18 protein-coding genes are annotated in these 20,832 nt (G+C 43.5%); 11 read left to right on the top strand and 7 right to left on the bottom strand.

The window, feature by feature from the left end:
* Positions 1 to 20: 20 nt before the first annotated feature.
* Positions 21 to 1,532: a fibronectin type III domain-containing protein gene (locus B5D55_RS10180; RefSeq protein ID WP_078933906.1), complete on the bottom strand. Its 1,512-nt coding sequence runs from the start codon at positions 1,530 to 1,532 to the stop codon at positions 21 to 23.
* 12 nt (positions 1,533 to 1,544) lie between these two features.
* Here B5D55_RS10180 and uvrC point away from each other — a divergent pair, with 12 nt between their 5' ends.
* From uvrC to B5D55_RS10145, 7 genes are all read left to right on the top strand, one after another.
* The gene (gene uvrC, locus B5D55_RS10175) at positions 1,545 to 3,473 is read left to right on the top strand and encodes an excinuclease ABC subunit UvrC (protein WP_078933942.1); all 1,929 of its coding nucleotides are present in this window, start codon (positions 1,545 to 1,547) and stop codon (positions 3,471 to 3,473) included.
* A 403-nt stretch (positions 3,474 to 3,876) separates the two neighbouring features.
* Positions 3,877 to 5,949, top strand: a complete 2,073-nt coding sequence (locus B5D55_RS10170) for a methyl-accepting chemotaxis protein (protein ID WP_078933905.1) — start codon at positions 3,877 to 3,879, stop codon at positions 5,947 to 5,949.
* A 172-nt stretch (positions 5,950 to 6,121) separates the two neighbouring features.
* On the top strand, positions 6,122 to 7,081 hold the full coding sequence (locus tag B5D55_RS10165) for an ACP S-malonyltransferase (protein WP_078933904.1): 960 nt from the start codon (positions 6,122 to 6,124) through the stop codon (positions 7,079 to 7,081).
* Between the two features lie 2 nt (positions 7,082 to 7,083).
* A complete protein-coding gene (gene fabG / locus B5D55_RS10160; protein ID WP_078933903.1) occupies positions 7,084 to 7,824 on the top strand; it encodes a 3-oxoacyl-[acyl-carrier-protein] reductase in 741 nt (246 codons plus the stop codon).
* A gap of 61 nt (positions 7,825 to 7,885) precedes the next feature.
* On the top strand, positions 7,886 to 9,139 hold the full coding sequence (gene fabF, locus B5D55_RS10155; protein WP_078933902.1) for a beta-ketoacyl-ACP synthase II: 1,254 nt from the start codon (positions 7,886 to 7,888) through the stop codon (positions 9,137 to 9,139).
* A gap of 3 nt (positions 9,140 to 9,142) precedes the next feature.
* Complete coding sequence (gene fabZ, locus B5D55_RS10150; protein WP_078933901.1) at positions 9,143 to 9,574, top strand: 3-hydroxyacyl-ACP dehydratase FabZ; 432 nt, start codon at positions 9,143 to 9,145, stop codon at positions 9,572 to 9,574.
* A gap of 226 nt (positions 9,575 to 9,800) precedes the next feature.
* A complete protein-coding gene (locus B5D55_RS10145) occupies positions 9,801 to 10,208 on the top strand; it encodes a bacteriohemerythrin (protein WP_234975424.1) in 408 nt (135 codons plus the stop codon).
* A 77-nt stretch (positions 10,209 to 10,285) separates the two neighbouring features.
* Here the strand turns inward: B5D55_RS10145 and B5D55_RS10140 are convergent, their stop codons facing one another.
* The 3 genes from B5D55_RS10140 to B5D55_RS10130 are packed head-to-tail and all read right to left on the bottom strand — an operon-like array spanning position 10,286 to position 12,362.
* Positions 10,286 to 11,056 (bottom strand): TPM domain-containing protein, encoded by a 771-nt coding sequence (locus B5D55_RS10140; RefSeq protein WP_159446210.1) that lies wholly within the window; start codon positions 11,054 to 11,056, stop codon positions 10,286 to 10,288.
* 2 nt (positions 11,057 to 11,058) lie between these two features.
* Positions 11,059 to 11,754: a TPM domain-containing protein gene (locus B5D55_RS10135; protein ID WP_078933941.1), complete on the bottom strand. Its 696-nt coding sequence runs from the start codon at positions 11,752 to 11,754 to the stop codon at positions 11,059 to 11,061.
* The gene (locus B5D55_RS10130; protein ID WP_078933898.1) at positions 11,754 to 12,362 is read right to left on the bottom strand and encodes a LemA family protein; all 609 of its coding nucleotides are present in this window, start codon (positions 12,360 to 12,362) and stop codon (positions 11,754 to 11,756) included. The genes B5D55_RS10135 and B5D55_RS10130 overlap by 1 nt, the downstream gene beginning before the upstream one ends.
* 170 nt (positions 12,363 to 12,532) lie before the next feature.
* Here B5D55_RS10130 and B5D55_RS10125 point away from each other — a divergent pair, with 170 nt between their 5' ends.
* On the top strand, positions 12,533 to 13,945 hold the full coding sequence (locus B5D55_RS10125; protein ID WP_078933897.1) for an ATP-dependent 6-phosphofructokinase: 1,413 nt from the start codon (positions 12,533 to 12,535) through the stop codon (positions 13,943 to 13,945).
* Between the two features lie 130 nt (positions 13,946 to 14,075).
* Here the strand turns inward: B5D55_RS10125 and B5D55_RS10120 are convergent, their stop codons facing one another.
* The 3 genes from B5D55_RS10120 to B5D55_RS10110 all read right to left on the bottom strand — a co-directional run bounded on the left by B5D55_RS10120 (position 14,076) and on the right by B5D55_RS10110 (position 17,640).
* On the bottom strand, positions 14,076 to 14,792 hold the full coding sequence (locus B5D55_RS10120) for an IMP cyclohydrolase (protein WP_078933896.1): 717 nt from the start codon (positions 14,790 to 14,792) through the stop codon (positions 14,076 to 14,078).
* A 207-nt stretch (positions 14,793 to 14,999) separates the two neighbouring features.
* The gene (locus B5D55_RS10115) at positions 15,000 to 16,046 is read right to left on the bottom strand and encodes a hypothetical protein (protein ID WP_078933895.1); all 1,047 of its coding nucleotides are present in this window, start codon (positions 16,044 to 16,046) and stop codon (positions 15,000 to 15,002) included.
* A gap of 358 nt (positions 16,047 to 16,404) precedes the next feature.
* On the bottom strand, positions 16,405 to 17,640 hold the full coding sequence (locus B5D55_RS10110; RefSeq protein WP_159446209.1) for a PucR family transcriptional regulator: 1,236 nt from the start codon (positions 17,638 to 17,640) through the stop codon (positions 16,405 to 16,407).
* 201 nt (positions 17,641 to 17,841) lie between these two features.
* On the opposite strand from B5D55_RS10110, the gene B5D55_RS10105 reads away from it, so the two are divergent.
* The 3 genes from B5D55_RS10105 to B5D55_RS10095 all read left to right on the top strand — a co-directional run bounded on the left by B5D55_RS10105 (position 17,842) and on the right by B5D55_RS10095 (position 20,818).
* On the top strand, positions 17,842 to 19,197 hold the full coding sequence (locus B5D55_RS10105) for an aspartate aminotransferase family protein (RefSeq protein WP_078933940.1): 1,356 nt from the start codon (positions 17,842 to 17,844) through the stop codon (positions 19,195 to 19,197).
* Between the two features lie 61 nt (positions 19,198 to 19,258).
* On the top strand, positions 19,259 to 20,371 hold the full coding sequence (locus B5D55_RS10100; protein WP_078933893.1) for a 4-hydroxybutyrate dehydrogenase: 1,113 nt from the start codon (positions 19,259 to 19,261) through the stop codon (positions 20,369 to 20,371).
* 102 nt (positions 20,372 to 20,473) lie between these two features.
* Positions 20,474 to 20,818, top strand: a complete 345-nt coding sequence (locus B5D55_RS10095) for an Hpt domain-containing protein (protein WP_078933892.1) — start codon at positions 20,474 to 20,476, stop codon at positions 20,816 to 20,818.
* Positions 20,819 to 20,832 lie beyond the last annotated feature (14 nt).

The raw sequence follows: 20,832 nt of genomic DNA, 5'->3' as shown, positions 1-20,832 counted from the left end.
TGACAGTTCTCTTCATAAATCTATTTTACTCCCGGACGCGCATACACTTCTTTTGAAAGCGGTCCGCGAATCCTGCTGTCCACCTTAGACCAGGCGGCAATTGCAAAATAATAAATTGTTCCGTTTTTAAGTCCTGTTATTGTATACGAAGTAGTATTCCCTACGTCAATAGGCGAATTACCTTCTGCGGCGTATCTTCCAAGGTATTCGCCGGGGCGCGTACCGTAATAAATGTAGTAGCCGCCTGCCGTATCGTCCGTAGAATAGCTCCAGGAAAGCGTAACTGAGCCGTCGCCCTTCTGTGCGCTGACCTTGTACGGCGGCTGTGGCTCAGGGAGTACGGTGTAGTCAAGCTGAATTTCCGAAACGGAAGGCGTTACGCTCCCTGTTCCGTCGGGGAACAGATCCGCCGCCACCTGAAAATACAGTCCTGTAAGCCCGGTGATTTTTTCTCCGTTTTTTACGGGAATCCACTCCGGGTAGTCTTGCGTCCAGTTAAAGTAGTTGTCGCCGCCGCGGATGTAAAAATGAATTTCTGTCTGCGGCGGAATGTCCGTTTCTGCTTTCAAGGAGTTCATAATCGTTCCGGGCTTTGTAAGAATGGGAACTGACTCAAAATGTCCGCCGGAAGAACCGTATCGTTTTGGATTAAGCGCTTCTGCGATTTCGGCGTCGACTTCTGCATCAATGTTTACGTAGCTTCTTGTTACGGAAAAATCGTCTATGAGTCCTGTATATTTAGGGCAGATTGAAACATACGCCGAAGTTCCTATGTATGCCGGAAAAATTGAAGAGCCTTCGTGTCCTGTTTCCGTCATAAACTGTATGTCTTCTACCTCGCCGTCAACTTTGTAAAGAAGCATTCCATCGTCTTCCGTAAAGCAGATTGAATGGTGCGACCATTTTTCAGGGATAAGTTTTCGCGAGCCGATAAGGTAAACGTCTCCGGAATCTTCCGTGTAGCCGTCAAAAATGTTTGAAAAGACGCACATAATCTTGTCCTGGTAGAACGAGGCTGTTATGAGTTGATATACGATTTTTCCTGCGATGTTGCGCGAAGAGCGCCAGCTGAAAATAATTTCGCCGTTTTCAACGATTGAGGGGCAGAGCCAAAAATCTATCATAAACGAACCTGCCGGCCCTTCCGTGCTGAAAAAGCTTCCCGGTGTACCGGAAAGTACAAGACCGCCGGATTTTCCGCGGCTAAGCGCTGCACCTTTTCCCATAACGGCTTTTTTTGATGAAAACAGGGTGTTTTCTACTATTGTATAATTTCCTGTCGTGTCGGAAAAGCCGCCGTTTTCAAAATCGAGCAGAAGGTCGGTGTAAGGATTTTTCTTTCTGGAAGTCGTATCAAGCACAAGACTTTCGTTTCCGTATCGTCCTGTTCCTGTTGTAATTCCATTACGTACGTTTACGTCAGACCAGCCTTTTTTTCCGCCGAGAAGGTATGTTTCTGCATAAAATTGTTCCGTAAAAGCAAAAAGACTTATAAAAAAAAGATAAAAACTGATTTTTCTGATATAATTCATATCTGTATTCCTATGTCAAACAATAATCCGGTGCGAGAACAGCTCCACCAGACTGCATTAAAAGCTCCTTCCTCAAGCGGCGTTTATTTTTGGCGCAACAAAAAGAACGACGTTATTTATGTAGGAAAAGCAAAGAACCTCAAGAACCGCCTTTCTTCCTATTTTTCAGGGAAAAAAGACATCAAGACTCGTCTTTTGATTTCCAATGCCTCTTCCATAGAATACATTACCACTGCGAACGAATACGAGGCGTTCCTGCTGGAAAACAATCTGATTAAGAAATATACGCCAAAATACAACATCGACCTTAAGGACGGAAAATCGTATCCTGTTTTGCGCATAACCCGCGAGGAATTTCCGCGCCTTTTCAAAACGCGGAATGTTCTTCACGACGGCTCTGTATATTTCGGACCGTATCCCGATGCGGCGGCGCTTGATACGTTTATAGATGCGCTGTATCAAATCTATCCGCTTCGTCATTGCAGGACTTTCAAAAAACGCGATGCTCCGTGCCTGTACTATCATATGGGGCAGTGCAAGGCTCCGTGCTGCGGTAAAATTTCCAAAGACTCCTACAATGAATATTTCGGAGAAATTTCTGCACTACTTGAGGGAAAAGGAATTGAAACGACGGCGCGCATAGAGGCTGCAATGAAGGAAGCTGCCGCCGCACTTAATTTTGAAAAAGCCGCCCGGCTTAGGGACGGACTTCGCGCCCTGATGATTATGCAAAATCAGAATGTTGTGGAAAGTTTTGACAATGAAGACCGTGATTACATTGCATACAGCCGCGAAGGCGAACTTGTAAGCTTTACGGTTCTTAAAGTACGCGGCGGAAAACTTCTTGGCAGGGATAATTACCGTGTTACAAGCCTTAATGAAGACGATGAACTTTCCGGCGAATTTATGAGTGCGTACTACACTTCAAAAGAAGAAGTTCCGCCGACTGTTTTTGTTCCTACAAAAGAAGGTCTTTCCTACCTTCAGAAATGGATTACGGAAAAACTTAAGGCAGATGCGCAGATAGTTCTTGTTTCGGATAATATCCAGAATGCCGCGCGTCATACTGCCGCAATGAATATGGCATTTCATAATGCAAAAGAAGATATTATACGCCGGATGCGTGAGCGCGGTGATATGCCTGCACTGGAAGAACTGCGCGACATTCTTCATCTTCCGCATCTTCCTGTCCGCATTGAAGGTTTTGACATTGCCCATATCGGCGGAAAATTTCCGGTGGCGAGCCTTATCAGTTTTTACAACGGCAATCCGGACAAGAAAAATTACCGCTATTTCCGCCTGAAAACTACTGATGGCTATATAGACGATTTTCAGTCAATGCGGGAGGCCGCAAGTCGCCGCTATACGCGTCTTTTAAATGAACAGGCCGATTTACCGGATCTTATTCTGATAGACGGCGGTATCGGGCAGGTGAATGCCGTTCAGGGCGTTCTTAAGGCGCTTAATCTTGATATACCGGTTGCCGGTCTTGCCAAGCGCGATGAGGAAATCTGGCTTCCGGGCGCTTTTTCTCCTGTGTGCCTTCCTAAACGCAGTGATGCTTTACGGCTTTTACAGCGTGTTCGTGACGAAACGCACCGTTTTGCCACAAGTCGCAATCAGGCACTTCGTACAAAAGAAAATATTGTTTCTGTTTTTCTGGAAATTCCGAACGTCGGCGAAAAGCGCGCCCGGCTTCTTACGAAAAAATTTATGACTGTAGAAAACCTGTGCAATGCGGAAGTGTCCGCCGTTTCGCAGTGTCTTAGCATTCGCTCCGACGAGGCGGCAGGCATAATTCTTGCGGCAAAAACTCTTTCTGAAAGACGTAAAAAAATACAGGAAAAACAGATGCAGTCTCTTAAGACCGCCGGAACTACCGTTCAAACTGCGGCAGAAGCACAATATATAGAAGATTTGGCAGATTCTGCCTTAAACTGAACGGTGCATAATAATTTTCCCAAAAACAATGTTTTTTTGTAACCTTGTATCATTTTATCTGTTGTTTTTAGTGAAAGCGAAAATACATACTCCTGTTATTTAAAAATGTAAATTAAATTTTCATTCTCCAGACCGTCGGCTTTTTTTCTCTCTCCTTTAGGCCGTCGGTCTTTTTTATTCGGTTTCCATTTTGATTTCCTTTTTTTTGACTTAATTTTTTATAAATAACTAGCGTTTTCATTTATCTATGCTATAATTAAATTCTGCAAAGCAATAATTCGGATGTAAGGTAAGGCTGATATGTCAGCTCATATTTTATCTGCCTAAACTTTGAATTGCACAACTTTTTTACACTTGCACACTCGCAGCTTGTTGCGAATATCGGCTTTTTATTGGAGGCATAATGAAAGAAAAGTCAAAAACAAAATCAATTTCAAAACAGGTATTGATAACGTTGATTGCAGGAATTGTTATTTACAGCGGACTTTTGTTTTGGGTAATCCATTTCCAGTTGCAGAAAAGTCTGGAAAATTATTTTAAGGACGAACTGGTACAGATGCAGGATGATACGCTGCTTGAAATTAATAAAGTTCAGAGGCAGCTTGACGGAGCTGTTCTGTGGATAGAAAAGAATATAGAAAATAACCGCATTATTGATGCTGGAGGATACGTCCAGGCTGCAAAACTTGATGCTGTTACAAAAGAAGCTGTCGGTTTTTTCAGTGTTTCTTCCATAGCGTATTATGACAGAAGTGCTTCTGTCATCGCTTCTTATCCGCAGGGAGAGAAGGGAAATAATGCGCTTCTGAAAAAAGCGTTGAACGGCAATTCTTCTTCTGATGTGGAAAAAATAGGTGATGAATTGTATGTTGTCAGTGCTTGTCCGATTCTTGCTCAAGGTGGAAGTGGCGTGTCTGGTGCTGTTATAGCAAAAAGAAAACTTTTCTCTGATGAATTTGTATCTCAGATGAGCAAGCAGCTGCACATGGAATTTACCGTTTTTGCCGGTGCACGTCGTTTTTATACAAGCATTGACGGTATGAAAGGAACTGAAATTGCGGACAAGTCGCTTCTGGAAAATGCACGAAAGACAGGCCAGCTTATCGTTAAGGCAAAAATCGATGACAAGGTATTTTTGACAGACTATTTTGCACTTCAGGATAATAACGGAGAAGTGCTGACAGTCCTATTTATAGGAAAAGAAATGTCTTTGATTCAGTATGTTGTGTTAAAAGTATTTACACCTCTTGTTGGCGCTGCACTTATTCTTTCTATAATACTGCTTACTTCTATGGTTCTTCTGATTACGCAGAAAATTATAAGACCTCTTAATAGTGTTGGAAAAACTGTTGAAAATCTTGCTTCTGGCGATGCAGACCTTACTATAAGTCTTCCGGAAAAAGGAAATGATGAATTTGCTTCAATCTGCAAGGACATCAATACATTTATTTCAATTCTGCGTGATCTTATTTCAAAAATGAACAACGCACAGGAATCTCTTGTGTCTATCGGTGAAAATCTTGGAGCAAACTCCCAGCAGTCTGCAAGCGCAACGGCAGAGATTATGGCTAACATTGAAAGCGTGCGCAAGCAGTCTCAGAATCAGGCTAATGCAGTAACGAATACGGCTGATGTTCTTAGAAAATCTGAAGAGCATATTGAAAATCTCGGAAGCCTTATCAATGATCAGGCAGCAGGAATTACAGAATCTTCTGCGGCGATTGAGGAAATGCTCGGTAACATTTCTTCCGTTTCAGAAAGCGTCCGCAAAATGGCAGAAAGTTTCTCTGCTCTAGCTTCTACAATTGATGACGGAAACAAAAAAATTACGAATGTTACGGAAAAAGTTTCGCAGATGGCTGAACAGTCAAATATGCTTTTGCAGGCAAATGAAATGATTTCTCAGGTTGCGGCACAGACAAACCTTCTTGCAATGAACGCCGCAATTGAGGCAGCTCATGCAGGTGATGCCGGAAAAGGTTTCTCCGTCGTTGCAGATGAAATCCGCAAGCTTGCAGAAACGTCAAGCAGTCAGTCTAAGAATATTGATGAGGAACTGCGCAGTATTTCATCTTCTATAAACGATGTTGTTTCGCTTTCAAATGCTTCTCAGACTGCGTTTAACAATATCGTAACGCAGCTTGGTTCTACTGATACCATCATTAGGCAGATTGACAACGCGATGACCGAGCAGGAAAGTGCTTCAAACCAGATTCTAGAGGCACTTGGTGATATGAAAAACCAGTCCGTGCAGGTAAATGAAAAGTCAAACGAACTTACGGTTGGAATAAAGGCTGTTTCCGGGAATATGGAAACAGTTTCGCAGATTACGGACGTTATTCTTGGAAGCATGGACGAAATGGCAGCCGGTTCCCAGCAGATAAATGCTGCGGCTCAGAATGTTTCTGACCTTTCGTTAAAGACAAAAGAAAACATTGACGTTATGCATTCATTGCTGATGAATTTTAAGGCTTAGAACAAATTGAAATGCCGGTTCTGATTTATTTCAGAACCGGCGTTTTTTTTATGATGGTGAAGTGTGGAGTTGCGTAACTCTTGACAAAATATCTCAATTTGTTAGACTGTAAATAGATGTTAATGACAAAAATAAAGATATTGTCATTTAAATAAAAAGAACGAGGTTTTGTATGTCAAAGAAATTTGCTTTTTTATTTCCTGGACAAGGCGCTCAGGAACCTGGCATGATGAAAGATATTTGTGATGCATTTCCGACTGCACGTAAAATTCTTGATAAAATATCAGAAATAGCAGGCATCAATGTGCCTGATCTTTTGTGGAAATCTGATGCTGCATTTTTAAGCCGCAGCGACAACAGCCAGCTTGCGATTACTGCTGCTTCTGTTGCGACGATGTCTGTTCTTGAGGAAAAGGGTATTGTTCCGGCTTCTGCAATGGGTTTCAGTCTTGGTGAATTTCCGGCTTTGTATGCCGCCGGCGTTCTTTCTTTTGAAGACGTTATAAAAGTTGTCTGCCAGCGCGGAAAGATTATGCAGTCTGTGTGCGAAGAAATTGCCGCAGAAAATGAAGGTCACGCTCCTGGAATGAGCGCAATTCTTGGTCTTCCTCCGGAAAAAGTCATTGAGATTGCAAATGGAATAGATGATGTTTATGCGGCAAATCTAAACAGCGTAAAACAGACTGTAATCAGCGGAACTTTTGACGGTCTTGCCGCTGCTGAAAAAGCATTTACCGAGGCCGGTGCGCGCCGCTGTGTACGCCTTGCCGTTGCAGGTCCGTTCCATTGTCCGCTTATGCAGAAAGCCGCAGACGAATTTGAAAAGGCTATTGCCGGCGTTCAGTTCAATGACCCGAAAATTGCTTTGTTCAGCAACGTTACGGGAGAAAAAGCTGTAAGCGGCGCTGAAATCAAGAAAAATGCAGTTCTTCATCTTACAAATCCGGTTCGCTGGACGGACGAAGAGGCTGTTCTTGGTGCGCTTATGACGTCAGAATCTTCTGATGAATGGCAGGTTCTTGAAGTAGGTCCTGGACGCGTCCTTGGCGGTTTGTGGAAACAGACTGAATTCGGCGAAAAATGGAACTGCTCGTCAATAAATACAGTAGATACAATCAACGGAGTAAACTGAATATGTTAAAAAATAAAAAAGCCCTTGTAACAGGCTCAAGCCGCGGTATCGGCCGCAAAATTGTAGAGCTTTTCATTGCAAACGGTGCGGAAGTCTGGGGACTTTGTTCCCGTCCGTCTGATGCACGCGGGGAACTGGAAGCACTTGCTGCAGAAAAAGGAACTGCATTCCACGAAATCTGTGCTGACTGTGCGGATGCAGCTGCACTTTCCGAAACAGTGAAGGCAGCTCTTTCCGAATCTGGTGGTTTTGACGTGCTTGTAAACAATGCCGGTATTACAAAAGACGGTCTTTCATTCCGTATGAAACTTGAAGACTGGCAGAAAGTTCTTGATATCAATCTGACTGCTGTTTTTGTAGTAAGCCAGATTGTTTCAAACGATATGATTCACAGAAAAAGCGGTTCAATCATCAATATGACAAGTATCGTCGGACTTCACGGCGGTGCAGGTCAGGTAAACTATTCTGCAAGTAAAGCAGGTCTTATTGGCTACACAAAATCTCTTGCAAAGGAAGTTGCTGCGCGCGGTGTACGTGTTAATGCCATTGCACCAGGTTATGTTGAAACTGATATGACAAAAGCCGTGAACGAAAAGGCGCGTGAAGGCTGGCTTCAGATGATTCCGCTAAAGCGTGCAGGACAGCCTGAGGACATTGCAAATGCAGCATTGTTCCTTGCTTCCGATATGTCAACGTATATTACCGCGCAGGTACTTGGTGTTGACGGCGGAATGGGCGCATAATTTTACAGAACAAACAAACTGACTGGAGAGCGGTTATTTTATTTAGATAAGGAATTGAATTATGGAAAAAAGACGTGTTGTTATTACAGGAATGGGTGCAGTAACTCCGCTTGGAAATTCTGTTGATGAAACCTGGGCTGCCGTAAAGGCTGGAAAATCTGGAGTTGGTCCGATAACTCATTTTGACTGTACTCCTAATAAAGTAAAATATGCCGCAGAAGTAAAGAATTTTGACCCTGCGCAGTATATGGACGCTTCTGCTGCACGCAAAATGGCACGCTTTACGCAATACGCTGTTGCAGCGGCAAAAATGGCACTTGATGATTCAAATCTTATGGGAAATCAGAAAGTTCTTGATGAAACAGGCTGTATTCTTGGTGTTGGAATCGGCGGATTTGAAATAACTGAGTCCGGCTGTATTTCTTATTATAAATCAGGCTGCTCAAAAACTCCTCCGATGACGATTCCGGAACTTATCCCGAACGAAGCCGGAGGAAACATCTGTATGCAGTTCCACCTTCACGGACCGACGTTTGCCGTATCTACAGCCTGCTCAAGCGGAACTGACGCTCTGGGAACGGCTTTTGATATGGTTCGCAACGGAAGAATGGACGTTTGTCTTGCCGGTGGTGCTGAATCTACAATCAACGGTTATGCAGTAGTTGCATTTGAGGTTCTTCACGCGCTGTCAAGCGGTTTTGAAGATCCTGCAAAAGCAAGCCGTCCGTTCGACAAGAAAAGAAACGGCTTTGTAATGGGCGAAGGAAGTGCAATTCTTGTTCTTGAAGAATACGAACACGCTAAGGCACGCGGTGCAAAAATCTACGGTGAGGTGATGGGGTACGGTGCTTCCTGTGACGGTTATCACCTTACTTCACCAAATCCGGACGGAGTAGTTGGTTCTCAGTGTATGACACGCGCTCTGAAAGATGCAGGAATGGATCCTTCTGAAATTCAGTATTACAATGCGCACGGAACTTCTACTCACATCAATGATCCTAGCGAAACTCGTATGGTAAAACTTGCTTTTGGCGAAGAGAATGCAAAGAAACTTAAGATTTCTTCTACAAAATCAATGCACGGACACTGTCTTGGTGCAACAGGTGCAATCGAAGCGATGATTTGTGTAAAGGCAATAAATGACAGTTTCTTCCCTGCAACAATCAATCTTGACGAGCAGGATGTAGAAGGCGGATGTGATCTTGATTACGTTCCGAACAAAGGTGTTGAAGGCAATATTGATGCTGCAATGAGTGCTACATTCGGTTTTGGCGGTCATAACGGCGCAATTATCATAAAGAAATTCAAGGACTAGCAGATGAGCGTTACAAAAGACATAAAATCACTGCTTCCGCATCGCGAACCGTTTTTGTTCGTTGATGAAATCATTTCCTGCGATGAAAACGGAAGCGTAAGCGAGCATACGTTTACGGAAAACGAATTTTTCTTCAAAGGTCACTTTCCGGAATATCCGGTTGTTCCGGGAGTAATTCTGTGCGAAACGATGGCGCAGGCTGGCGGTGCTGCACTGAACTATCAGAAACATTTTGAGGACGGAAGCCTTTTCTTCTTTGCTACTCTTGATAAGGTAAAATTCCGCAATCAGGTTCGCCCTGGCGACAAAGTGCGTATGGAAATTACCAATCTCCGCGTAAGTCCGAAAATGATTAAGCAGGCTGGAAAAGCATACGTCGGTGAAACGCTCTGCGCAGAAGCTGAATGGATGTGTCTGGTCGGAAAGGCTAACTAGAACTTTTTTGCTTTTTTGACAAAGTGGACTGATACTGTTTGTGCAGTATCAGTCCTTTTTTGTAGTAAAAATAAAAAAATGTTATAGGTTGGGGTGAAGATTGATTGCTTTTTCATATGTTTCATTATATATTGAGCTGTAGTTGAAATCATTTCAGGGATTTTTGCGAAGTCAGGAATCTGTTTATCAGTTTAAGGCGATTATCATTTTTTTAGGGGCTTAAATTATGGATAGGATTGAATGGAATGACTCATATCTGCTTGAAATTCCGGAGATTGACAATCAGCATAAAAAACTGCTGAAAATTGCAAATGATTTATATGAAGTACTTTCAAATGAAGCTGATACATATAAAGTTGAGATGTCTAAAGTTCTGAAAGGACTTACGGATTATACTGTATATCATTTTTCTTTTGAAGAAAAATTCATGCGGAAATACGGTTATGTAGGGGCTGATGCTCACAAACTTGCTCACGACGGCTTTATTGCCGAGGTGAACAGGCAGGTAAAAAATCTTGCGCTTGATAACAGGAATGCAGGACTTGCTTTTTATAAGTTTATGGTTAATTGGATTTTAGTTCACATAGCAAAAGCCGACCACGTATGGGCCGATTTTGTGCGTCCAAAACTGTAGAACCCAGTTTTACAAAGTAAAACTGCCATGCGTAGGAAAACACGTTATAGAATGAACAAAACGTTCTGCCTATGCCCCTACCATCCTCCAGATGCTCCTCCGCCGCCGAAGTGACCTCCGCCACCGTGAAAGCCGCCTGAAGAGCCGAAGCCGCTGTTCCGTATTCCGCTGGAAGAAAATCCTGCACCGTGCGTGTGGTGCTGATGACGGAATGCGCTGCTGAAAATTATCCACGGAAGCCAGTGGTTCTGCCTTCCGCTTGCAAGGCATGAAAACAATATGAACCATCCGAATACAAACAAAAATCCAAACAGTACGCTTTCTGCACCGCTTGAAGTGTTTTCTGGTTCGGAAACGCTTTTTGAAACAAGTTCTGCGTTTCCGCTTGCAATTCCGCCCATATTCTGAACGCCGCGTAAAATTCCTTCCGAATAATTACCGTTTCTGAATTCCGGTAGAATGACGTTTCTGATAATCAGTCCGCTTTTTGTGTCCGTAAGCGTATCTTCCAGACCGTAACCGTTTTCTATACGAACCTTTTTTTCCTTCATTGCTACAAGAAGAAGCGCGCCGTTATCCTTTCCGTTCTGACCAAGCTGCCATTTTTCTGCAACATTATACGAGTACGATTCTAGGCTTTCTCCTTCCAGCGAAGGGATTGTAAGAACGGCAATCTGAATTCCTGTAGTGTTTTCAAGTGCAGAAAGATATTCTTCAGCCTTTCGTTTGTCTGCGTTTTTCATAACGCCTGCATAATCGTTTACGTGTGCTGAAAGAACAGGAATGTCCAGCGCAAAAATGCAGGCAGATGTAATAAGTACACCTATTACGGAAATAAACTTTTTCATAATCAGTCCTCCGTCAGTATGACAAGTCCGTCTGGCAGTTCGTTCGGATTTTCTGAATGTGCCGGAAAATGTTCTGCAAGAAGTTCGCCGCATTTTTCAATGGCACCTGTAAATCCTTCTTTTGTGTGACCTGTTTTTATTCCGGCAGCAAGTTCATCTGCAATAATGTTCCATAAATCTTGCGGAATTTTTTTTGCAATTCCAGAATCTGCTACAATCCGTACCTGACGTTCCATATATGAAACGAAAATCAGTATTCCTGAATGTTCGTTCGTGTCGTATATACCGGATTCCGTAAAATAACGGAATGCCCTGTGCGTAACTTCCTTGCGCCGTATGTCGCGAGGAATTATAAAACGGTCGATGATAGGAACGTTCATTACGCAGAAACTGATGACGATTGTTGCAAGGCAGGCAATTCCGTAGAATGCAGGAAGAAACCATACTGGCTGAGCCCAGCGCAACCGTTCATAGAATGAGTTTATTGCCGGCGCAAGCGGAAGCATAATTATGAATATAAATGCCGCTATGTATATTGAAGCCAGCAGCTCCCAAAAAGAATAGGAACTGCTTTCAGCGGTCAGAGCCAGTGCAATTTCTCCGGTTGTTTTGTCTTCTACTTTCTTTACGGCAGCTTTTATTTCTGCCATGTCGGAATCGGAAAGCTTTATTTTTTTTAGAAGCTGTCTTGTATTCATTAGAATTCAACCTTCGGCGCAGATTGTGCATCAGAAGAAGCCTGGAAATAGACTTTTGACTTGAATCCGAACATTCCTGCAATCATTGCATTCGGAAATCTTCGTATCGTAGTATTGTAATTTCTTGCAATATCATTATATTTTTTGCGTTCTACAGAAATTCTGTTTTCCGTACCTTCAAGCTGGTCTTGAAGTGCAAGGAAGTTCTGGTTTGACTTAAGTTCCGGATAGTTTTCAGTAACGGAAAGAAGCCTCTGAAGGGCGCCGCCTAAAGAATCCTGAGCTCTCTGGAACTGCTGCATTTTCTGCTCGTCTTCTAAAATGCTTTCGTCAATAGTAATGACTCCTCCAGCCTTTGAACGCGCTTCTGCAACCTGCGTGTAGACTTCGCTTTCCTGTTTTGCGTATCCTTTTACTGTGGAAACAAGGTTAGGAATAAGGTCGTATCTGCGCTGGTATTGATTTTCAACCTGTGCCCACTGTGCACTTACCTGTTCTTCAAGGTCAATCATCTTGTTGTAGCTTCCGCTTACGCATGAATATGCGCTGAAAATGACGAATACGGCGATTGCAATGCCGATTAACAGATTTCTTGTTTTTGTTTTCATTTGTGTTTACCTCTGATATTCAGTCTATTATAATCAAAATACTGAATAATTATACACTTAGTACAGTAAAAAAAATCGAAAAATGATTGAAAATTTTGAATATAATGTATATCTTATAGAAAAGTCTTTTAAAATTGAAAGCAGGCTTTTTTTTTTCAGGAGTTTTTTCTATGTCAGATAATAAAGAAACGTTTGATTTTACAACAGAAACGCTGGGAGTTTGTAAAATTAAATCTCCGATTGAACTGTCGACCGTTGTTGGTGACTGCCGCGCAAATTATGTAACTGATGATTCATTTGTGCGCAATACGGTAAATGTTTTTGATACTACAAAACCTGATGTCCTTGACTCTTCAAATCTTATGCAGAAAGCTGGACCTAGGGAATATATTTTCTTTGAGCCAAAAGACGTTTGCGCCGGAATATGTACGTGCGGTGGTCTTTGCCCTGGTCTGAACGACGTAATCCGTGCTATCGTGCGCTGTCTTTGGAACCGTTACGGCGTCCGCAAAATTCTTGGAATTCAGTACGGCTACAAGGGATTTTTTGAAGAAGAAGGATACGCTCCTATTGAATTAAATCCGCAGAATGTTGACGAAATTCATAAAATCGGCGGTTCTTTCCTTGGAACTAGCCGTGGCGGCGGACAGCGCGTAACTGACATTGTAGATTCCATTCAGCGCCTTGGAATAAATATGATGTTCATCATCGGCGGCGACGGTACGCAGCGTGGTTCTCTTGATATTGCAAATGAAGTAGAAAGACGCGGACTTAAGTGCGCTGTTGTAGGCGTACCTAAGACTGTTGATAATGACCTTCAGTTCATTGACCGCTCGTTCGGTTTTGAAACTGCTGTTCAGCGGGCAAAAGAAGCAATTGCTGCCGGTCACATGGAAGCAAGTTCCCAGATTAACGGAATCGGTCTTATAAAGCTTATGGGCCGCGAGTCAGGCTTTATTGCTACAGCCGCCGCTCTTGCAAGCCACGAGGCGAATTTCTGCCTTATTCCAGAAGTTCCGTTCGATTTGGGCGGCGAGAACGGTTTTCTTGCAACTCTTGAAAAACGTCTTGTTGAACATCATCACGCTGTTATTATCGTTGCAGAAGGTGCCGGTCAGGATCTTCTTACAAAGACAAATCAGACTGATGCTTCAGGAAACATAAAGCTTGCTGATATAGGAACATATCTTCGCGATGAAATAAACGCATACTTCAAGGCAAAGAATTTCCACATCAACTTAAAATACATCGATCCTTCATATCAGATTCGTGCGTCTGTAACTACGGCTTCTGATTCGGTATACTGCGAACGTCTTGGAAACAATGCCGTTCACGCAGCAATGGCAGGAAAGACAAAGATTGTAATCGGTCTTGTTCACGATAAGTTCGTTCATATTCCGATTTCAATGGCAACTGCACACCGCAATGTAGTTGATCCGGAAGGTGCATTATGGCGCGATACGCTTGATGCAACAGGACAGCCGGTTCTTATGGTAAATAATGTTGCTGCGGCAAAAGAGCGTATGAAGCAGATGGTTGCCGACGCAAAGAAAAAACCGAGTGAAAAAACAGGGAAAAAATAATACGGGAAAATACAGCATTTCCTAAAAAAACTGCCAGTTCGAACTCTTTTACAAGATGAACGAACCGGCAGTTTTTTTTCCGCGATGTTAATTATCGGTTATCGGAGAATGACAAATAGAATGGCAAGGATTATTTGTTTTTGTTAATAATTCTTGTTTCGTATTTGCCTGTTTCGATGTCTATAAAGCGTACGAAAAGCGAAACCTTGTTTTCTTCGTTCAGCCAGGACCAGATGTTGTTTGCAAATGTGTCAATGTCGCCTTCTATGCGGATTAGTTTTGGTTCTCCTTCAAAGCTCGGAAGCGGATTTCCATCGCCGGTGTAAGTGTGAATAAATCTTCCGTCGCCGTTCTTCGGATTTTCATACGTGTAGGTGAAGCGTTCCGTGCAGTCCGGGTTTCCGGAGTCGCTTTTGAGGAGCGAAAGGGCATAGTGCAGGGTGCCGTTTTCTGTTGTAAGAATGCTTGAGATGCGCGGAGTATAGTTTGGTGCATCGTGTTCGTATTTTCTGCTGCGGAGTGACTGTTCGAAGGTAAGTCCGTTTTTAAGTCCGTCAAAAATCGTGTCAGTCTGGTCGCCGTTTGTTACGATAAGTTTTTTTCCAAGAACGCGGACTGCCGCATAGATAATAAGGCTTGGGTCTCCTGCAATAAGCGTCGGATCAAATGCCTGTGTGCGTATTCCTTCGCCGTCAGTAACGAATACGCGGTTTCTGCTTCCTGCGCTGCGTCCCATTGTCCAGTATGCAGACACGGCGTATTTGCCGTCCGCAGATTTTCCTGCAATAATTCCGCGTCCCGGGTATGGGTTGTTCTGCAGTTCATCTTTTAAGCTGAGTGTTTTCATAAAAAATCCTAGAATAAAATGTGATTTAAGATACGGAAAATATAGCGGAAAGAGGCGGTTTTTACAACTGACAGAAAGTTTGCGTTCAGCGCAGTGTTTTCAGGAAAAGATAAAAAAAAGTGCAGGCTGTTCTTTTTAAAGAAGGCCTGCACTTAAAATTACGGTTTAGCTGCATTAAGGGGTGGGGTGAAACAAACCCTTGTTTCCTTAGAATGCGTATTTTACGCCTGCACCGAATGAATGTTTTGCACTGTCTGTATCTGTGCTGAGAGAAGCAAATACTGTTGCAGAAGCCTTTTTACTTGCTGCAAACGTTACTGACGGTGTGATTACTGCATACGTATCGTCTGCATCATCTGCGTCAGGAATAGTGATTGTGCTTTCTGCTGCAAGTGAGATAACGTCTGTAAGTGCGTAAGATACAGCCGGTGTGATTGTAATTGTAGTTGAGTCATCTACAATTGTGATTGCACCAAGGGCTGCAAGCGTAAGGTTTTCGATTCCTGTGTACTCAACCCACGGATAAAGTGTAGTTACAGGATCATCTTCATCTGCAGTGTCATTTATGAACGCTTCTACTACAAGCGTAAGGTTGTCTACTGCTGTAAGACCGAATGATGCATAGTATGATTTTGCAAGGTGAACGCCGCCTGTTACAAAGAATGCATCTGTTGCATATTTTGCAGTAAAGCCGAAAAGCTTTTCATTGAATTTAAGGTCGCCTTCTCTTGCATCGCCGTCTTTTACTTTATCATCATCAGCTTCGTAGTTTTCAAGATAGATGTCGCTTGCAGAAGCTGTGATGAAAAGTCCTTCTACAGGAGAAACTACAACGCGTGCACCGATTCCTGCACCAGCATTGTCACCGAATGTACCGTCTTCCCATCCGCCTGTTGAAGTATAGGTGTCAACAAGTTTTCCTGCTTCTGCAATGATTTTTCCGTCAAGGAATTTTGCATAACCCATTGCCCATTTGATGTTGCCATTGTCAAACCAGTTATTGGTTGCAAATGACTTGTCTTTCTGATAGCGGAATGTTGCTCCTCCGTTTACGCCGTCATAGTTTATGTTCAGGCGAAGGCGCGAACCGCCGCCAAAATAGTCTCCAGGAAGCCAGGTGTCTGTTTTTACTGTTTCACCCTTAGGATCGATTGAAATACCAGAGCGGATAAATCCGTTTACGGAAAGTCCCTCTGCAAAAAGCGATGCGCCTGCAACAAGTGCAGCAGCTGCAATACCAAGTGTTTTTTTCATAGCAAACTCCTTTAGAACCGCGTTAGCAGCGGCGTATGGAAGCGCCGAATTCAAGTTTATGAAATGCAACGCACGTAATAAACTTGAGTGGTAAAAATTGCAGGGATGTAATTTTTACCACGCCTCCTTTTGTTTTTTTTCCGGTGTTTCCCGGAATTGAGCATATTTATAAATCTATTTACCTATTATGTCAATAGGTTTAATAGAATTCTGTCAGCAAAACTTCTTTTTTTTGCTGACAGTGCGACTATAAGATGAACGTAGGGTGTGAACAATTATATGCGTGCACATAAAAATAAAATAAATTTGTGCGCCGTGCACATAGCAGGAAGAAAACGTTTTTGTTTTAATGATATAGTTACAGTCTTTGCTCCTGAGTACATTCCGTACGTTTAAGAAGTTTGCGGATGTAAAGCGCCGTCTGGATTTTGTAGCGCGTCTGTCCGTCCTGAATGTCTATTCCGAGCATTTCTGCGATTTTATGGATGCGGTAATTTACCGTATTTCTGTGAGTTGCGTTTTCTTCGGCAGTTTTCTGGATTTTTCCGCTTGATTCAAGGTAAAGCGAAAGCGTGTTCAGATAGTCGTTGCGCTTGTCTTCTGAAAAAAATGCCAGTTTTCCGAGCGTTTCTTCATAAAATGCTTCAAGAATACGCCTGTCCTGAACTTCTGCAAGAAGCCTGTAAATTCCAAGCGAATTGTAATCGCAGAGCGTTTCTTCCGGCGCACAGAACGAAAGTGCAAGTTTTGCGTGCCTGTATTCGTTTGAAAGTTCCTCCGGAGTCCTGCATACTGCGGAAACGGCAATTTTCATTCCCTTAAAGTAACGGTCGTGAGATGCTACGGTACAGAGTGTCTGCGCAACGTTCCGCGCGTCGCTGTGGAATACGTATACGATGTAACTTTCGTGAAGAATGCATGCAAATTCTGACGGCATAATCCTGAGTTTTCCGTTGAACGAAAAGTCCATGTACCGGCGGATTTTTTCTTCTTCGCCGTTAAAAAATTCTTCCGGAATCTGCATAAGAATTACGCTGTACTTTTCTGCCCCTGCAAAACGAGTTCCGTCAAGCTGCGCAGAATCAAACTGTTCCGGGAAGAAAAGCGCATTTGACAGGGCTTTTTCCGTCGTCATTACTTTCTGCCTGTCGCTTACAATTCTGTTTCCGTAGTCCTGCATAACGTCAATCAGGTGGATTTCCCAGGGCATTGTAAGAAGTGGAAAAGAAAGCCTGTCGCACAGTGCGCAGATTTCTTCCGGCACGGAAGTAATGTATTTTCCGACGTTCAGTATAAGGCCGGAAATGTTGCGTTCCGAAAGTTTCGTTATAAAATGCGCAAGGTATTCTATTTCTGCGTTTGCAATGCTTTCCGGCGTTCCACCGTGCAGGGCACTTTCGTTCTGAACGCGCCGTTCAAGGCTTAGTCCTGTTGTTACGGCAAGTTCACCGCCGCGGAGAAAAGCGATTGTAGATTCGTCTTCCGTATAATACATCCAGCTTACGTTTCTGTTCATTCCGTCTTTTCCGGCGATGACTTTTATGCGGTAAATATCTTTTGTTGCGCTGTAGAGCGACTGCATTGAAACTGACATAGCAGAATAATAGCGTTTCATAATGATTTGTGCAATTTGTACAAATCATTCTTTATTATTTATGCCGCATACGTCATAACACTCTTTGTTTTTGGTGATATTCTTGACGACAGGAATGCAGGATAAAGCCGCTTGAATGCCGTGGATTTTATCTGCTTGGAAATTGCAATTTCCGATTTTACTTTTTATTGGAGGCAGAAAATGCTGAAAGATGAATTACCTTGTATCATAACAAAGGAACTTCCGGGGCCTAAGGCGGCACAGGTTATAAAAAGGCGTGCGGCTTCCGTGCCGGATGCAATACGCTGCATTTATCCGTGTGTTATAGAAAAGGCGCAGGGTGCAATTATTGAAGATCCTGACGGAAACAGATTTCTTGACTGGGTAGGCGGCGTAGGCGTTCTGAACGTAGGACATTCTCATCCTGCACTTGTGAAGGCAGTTCAGGAGCAGGCGGAAAAATATTTTCACGGAATGTTCAATATCGTCACGCACGAAGGATACGTTTCTCTTGCAGAAAAACTTGGCGCGCGCGTTCCTGTCCGCGGAGAGCATAACAAAGTAATGTTTGCAAACAGCGGCGCGGAGGCGGATGAAAACGCCGTGAAAATTGCAAAGGCGTTCACCGGACGTTCAAATATAATCGTAATGTCAGGGGCATTTCACGGACGTACGCTTCTTACGATGGCAATGACTTCAAAAAAAGCGTATGCAAAAGGGCAGGGGCAGCTTCCGGGCGGCATTTTCCGGGCGGAGTTTCCGTATTTGTACCGCAGACCGGAAGGAATGTCTGAAGCAGGCGCAATTCCTTATTATGTGAAAAAAATTACTGACGTTTTTGAAGAATGTGCTGAGGCTTCTTCAATTGCCGCCGTCGTAATAGAGCCTGTGCAGGGTGAAGGCGGATTTATTCCAGCACCGATTGAGTATGTTCAGGCAATACGGAAAATCTGCGATGAAAACGGAATTCTTCTTGTTGCAGATGAAGTTCAGTGCGGCTATGGAAGAAGCGGAAGGCTTTTTGCTTCTGAATACTGGAAAGATGCCGGATGCGCGCCTGATATTATTGCTTCTGCAAAATCGATTGCAGGCGGAGTTCCGTTGAGTGCGGTAATTGCCCGCGATGAAATTATGGATTCCGTTCCGGGCGGAGTTATAGGCGGAACTTACGGTGGAAACGCCCTTGCGTGTGCCGCAGGACTTAAGGTGCTTGACGTAATTGATGAAGAAAAGCTGCTTGACCGCGCTAACGAAATCGGTGCAAAATGCCTCAGTCGTTTTTCTAAATGGAAAGAAAAATACGAGTGCGTAGGCGATGTCCGCGGTCTTGGTGCAATGATTGGCATTGAGTTTGTAAAAAGCAAGGCTTCTAAAGAACCTGCTCCGCAGCTTGTAAGCAGTATCATTCAGTATGCCGCATCCCGCGGACTTTTGATGGAAAACGCCGGAACGTACAATAACGTAATCCGCTTCCTTGCGCCGCTTGTAATGACCGATGCACAGCTTGAGGCAGGATTGAATATTTATGAAGAGGCAATAGCGCACTGTTCAAAATAGCGCCGTTTTTATCTTTTTACCTTTGCAGTCCTGTACTGCAAAGGTTTTTATGGTGGTGAATATGAAAAAGTTCAGGATAGTACCGGACATCTATCTTTGCGATACGGCAGAGGAATTCTGCAAGGCATTCTGTATAGGCGCGGACGATCTTGTTTTTATCGGACGTTCGTCCTGGAAATATTTTGACGGTCTTGTAAACGGCGCGCACGTTATTTTCCGAAATGATTATGGAAGCGGCGAGCCGACGGACGTTCTTGTAGAAAAAATTTATGAGGATACAAAGGACGTTCCGTATAAAAGAGTTATTGCCGTTGGTGGCGGAACGATTATTGATGTAGCAAAACTTCTTGCGCTGAAAACATATACACCCGTGCTTGACCTGTATGACAGGAAAATTCCTTTGGAACGGACGAAAGAGCTTGTCATTGTGCCGACTACCTGCGGAACTGGAAGCGAAGTTACGAACATTTCCATTCTGGAACTTACCGCCCGTCATACAAAAATGGGACTTTCTGACGATGCGCTTTTTGCAAATTCAGCCGTTCTTGTTCCGGAGCTTTTAAACGGTCTTCCGTACCAGTTTTTTGCGACAAGTTCCATAGACGCGCTTGTTCACGCAACTGAAAGTTTCCTTTCACCGAAGGCAACTCCTTTCAGCCGGGAATTCAGTATTCGTGCGGCGGAGCTTATTCTTGGGGGATACCGCAGGATAAAGGACGAAGGAGCGGACGCGCGGGAAAAACTTTACGGTGATTTTCTGCTTGCGTCTGCGTACGCGGGAATTGCGTTCGGGAATGCAGGAACAGGTGCAGTTCACGCAATGAGCTATTCGTTCGGAGCGGCGTATCACGTTCCGCACGGAGAAGCAAATTACGTTCTTTATTCTGCCGTGTTCCGCGCTTACCAGAAACTTAATCCGTCAGGAGATATTGCCCTTCTTCGCAAAGTTATGTCGCCGTTTCTTGACTGTTATGAGGACAAGGCGTTTGACGCACTTTCTTCGCTTCTGGAGATTATTCTGCCCTTAAAGCCGATGAGCGCATACGGTACAAAAGAAGCGGACATTGCAGTCTTTACCGAAAATACAATGACAAAACAGCAGCGTCTTATGGCGAACAACTACGTTCCGCTTTCTGCCGCTCAGGTTGAAGAAATATACAGAAGCGTTCTGTAAAATTTACGCAAAGCCTTCTTGTCGCCGGGCTAAATCTTCTTGATTTTTAACGTATCTGGACTTAAACTGAATGTAATTTATGCAGTAACTAAGAGCTGAAAGATGGATATAGATGACATTCTAAGGCAGTTTCATTGTGAGAACAGTGAGATGACAAAGCAGCGCTTTCTCAATGATTTTTCTTTCTATATAAGTGCGTTAAAAACTATGCTGAAAGACGATGCCTGGAAGAGTCTTGGCGACAGTCTTGAAAAAAAACAGACGGAAAATGCTTTTGAACTGGCACATTCGCTAAAAGGCTCTGCCGCAAACTGCGGACTTACGCCGCTTTATGTCCTGCTTGAAAAAATCACTGCGCTTCTCCGAAAAAAAGAGGACGGCGAAGAACTTTTGCTGCTGTATGAAAATCTTATGGAAAAAAAGCAGGAACTTGAAAGTCTTTTGTAAAAATCCCTGAATGA

The organism is Treponema porcinum, from assembly GCF_900167145.1.
GTDB classification, from domain to species: Bacteria; Spirochaetota; Spirochaetia; order Treponematales; family Treponemataceae; genus Treponema_D; species Treponema_D porcinum.
The sequence above is the reverse complement of the archived record's forward strand: the minus strand, read 5'-3'. Positions and strand labels throughout refer to the sequence as shown.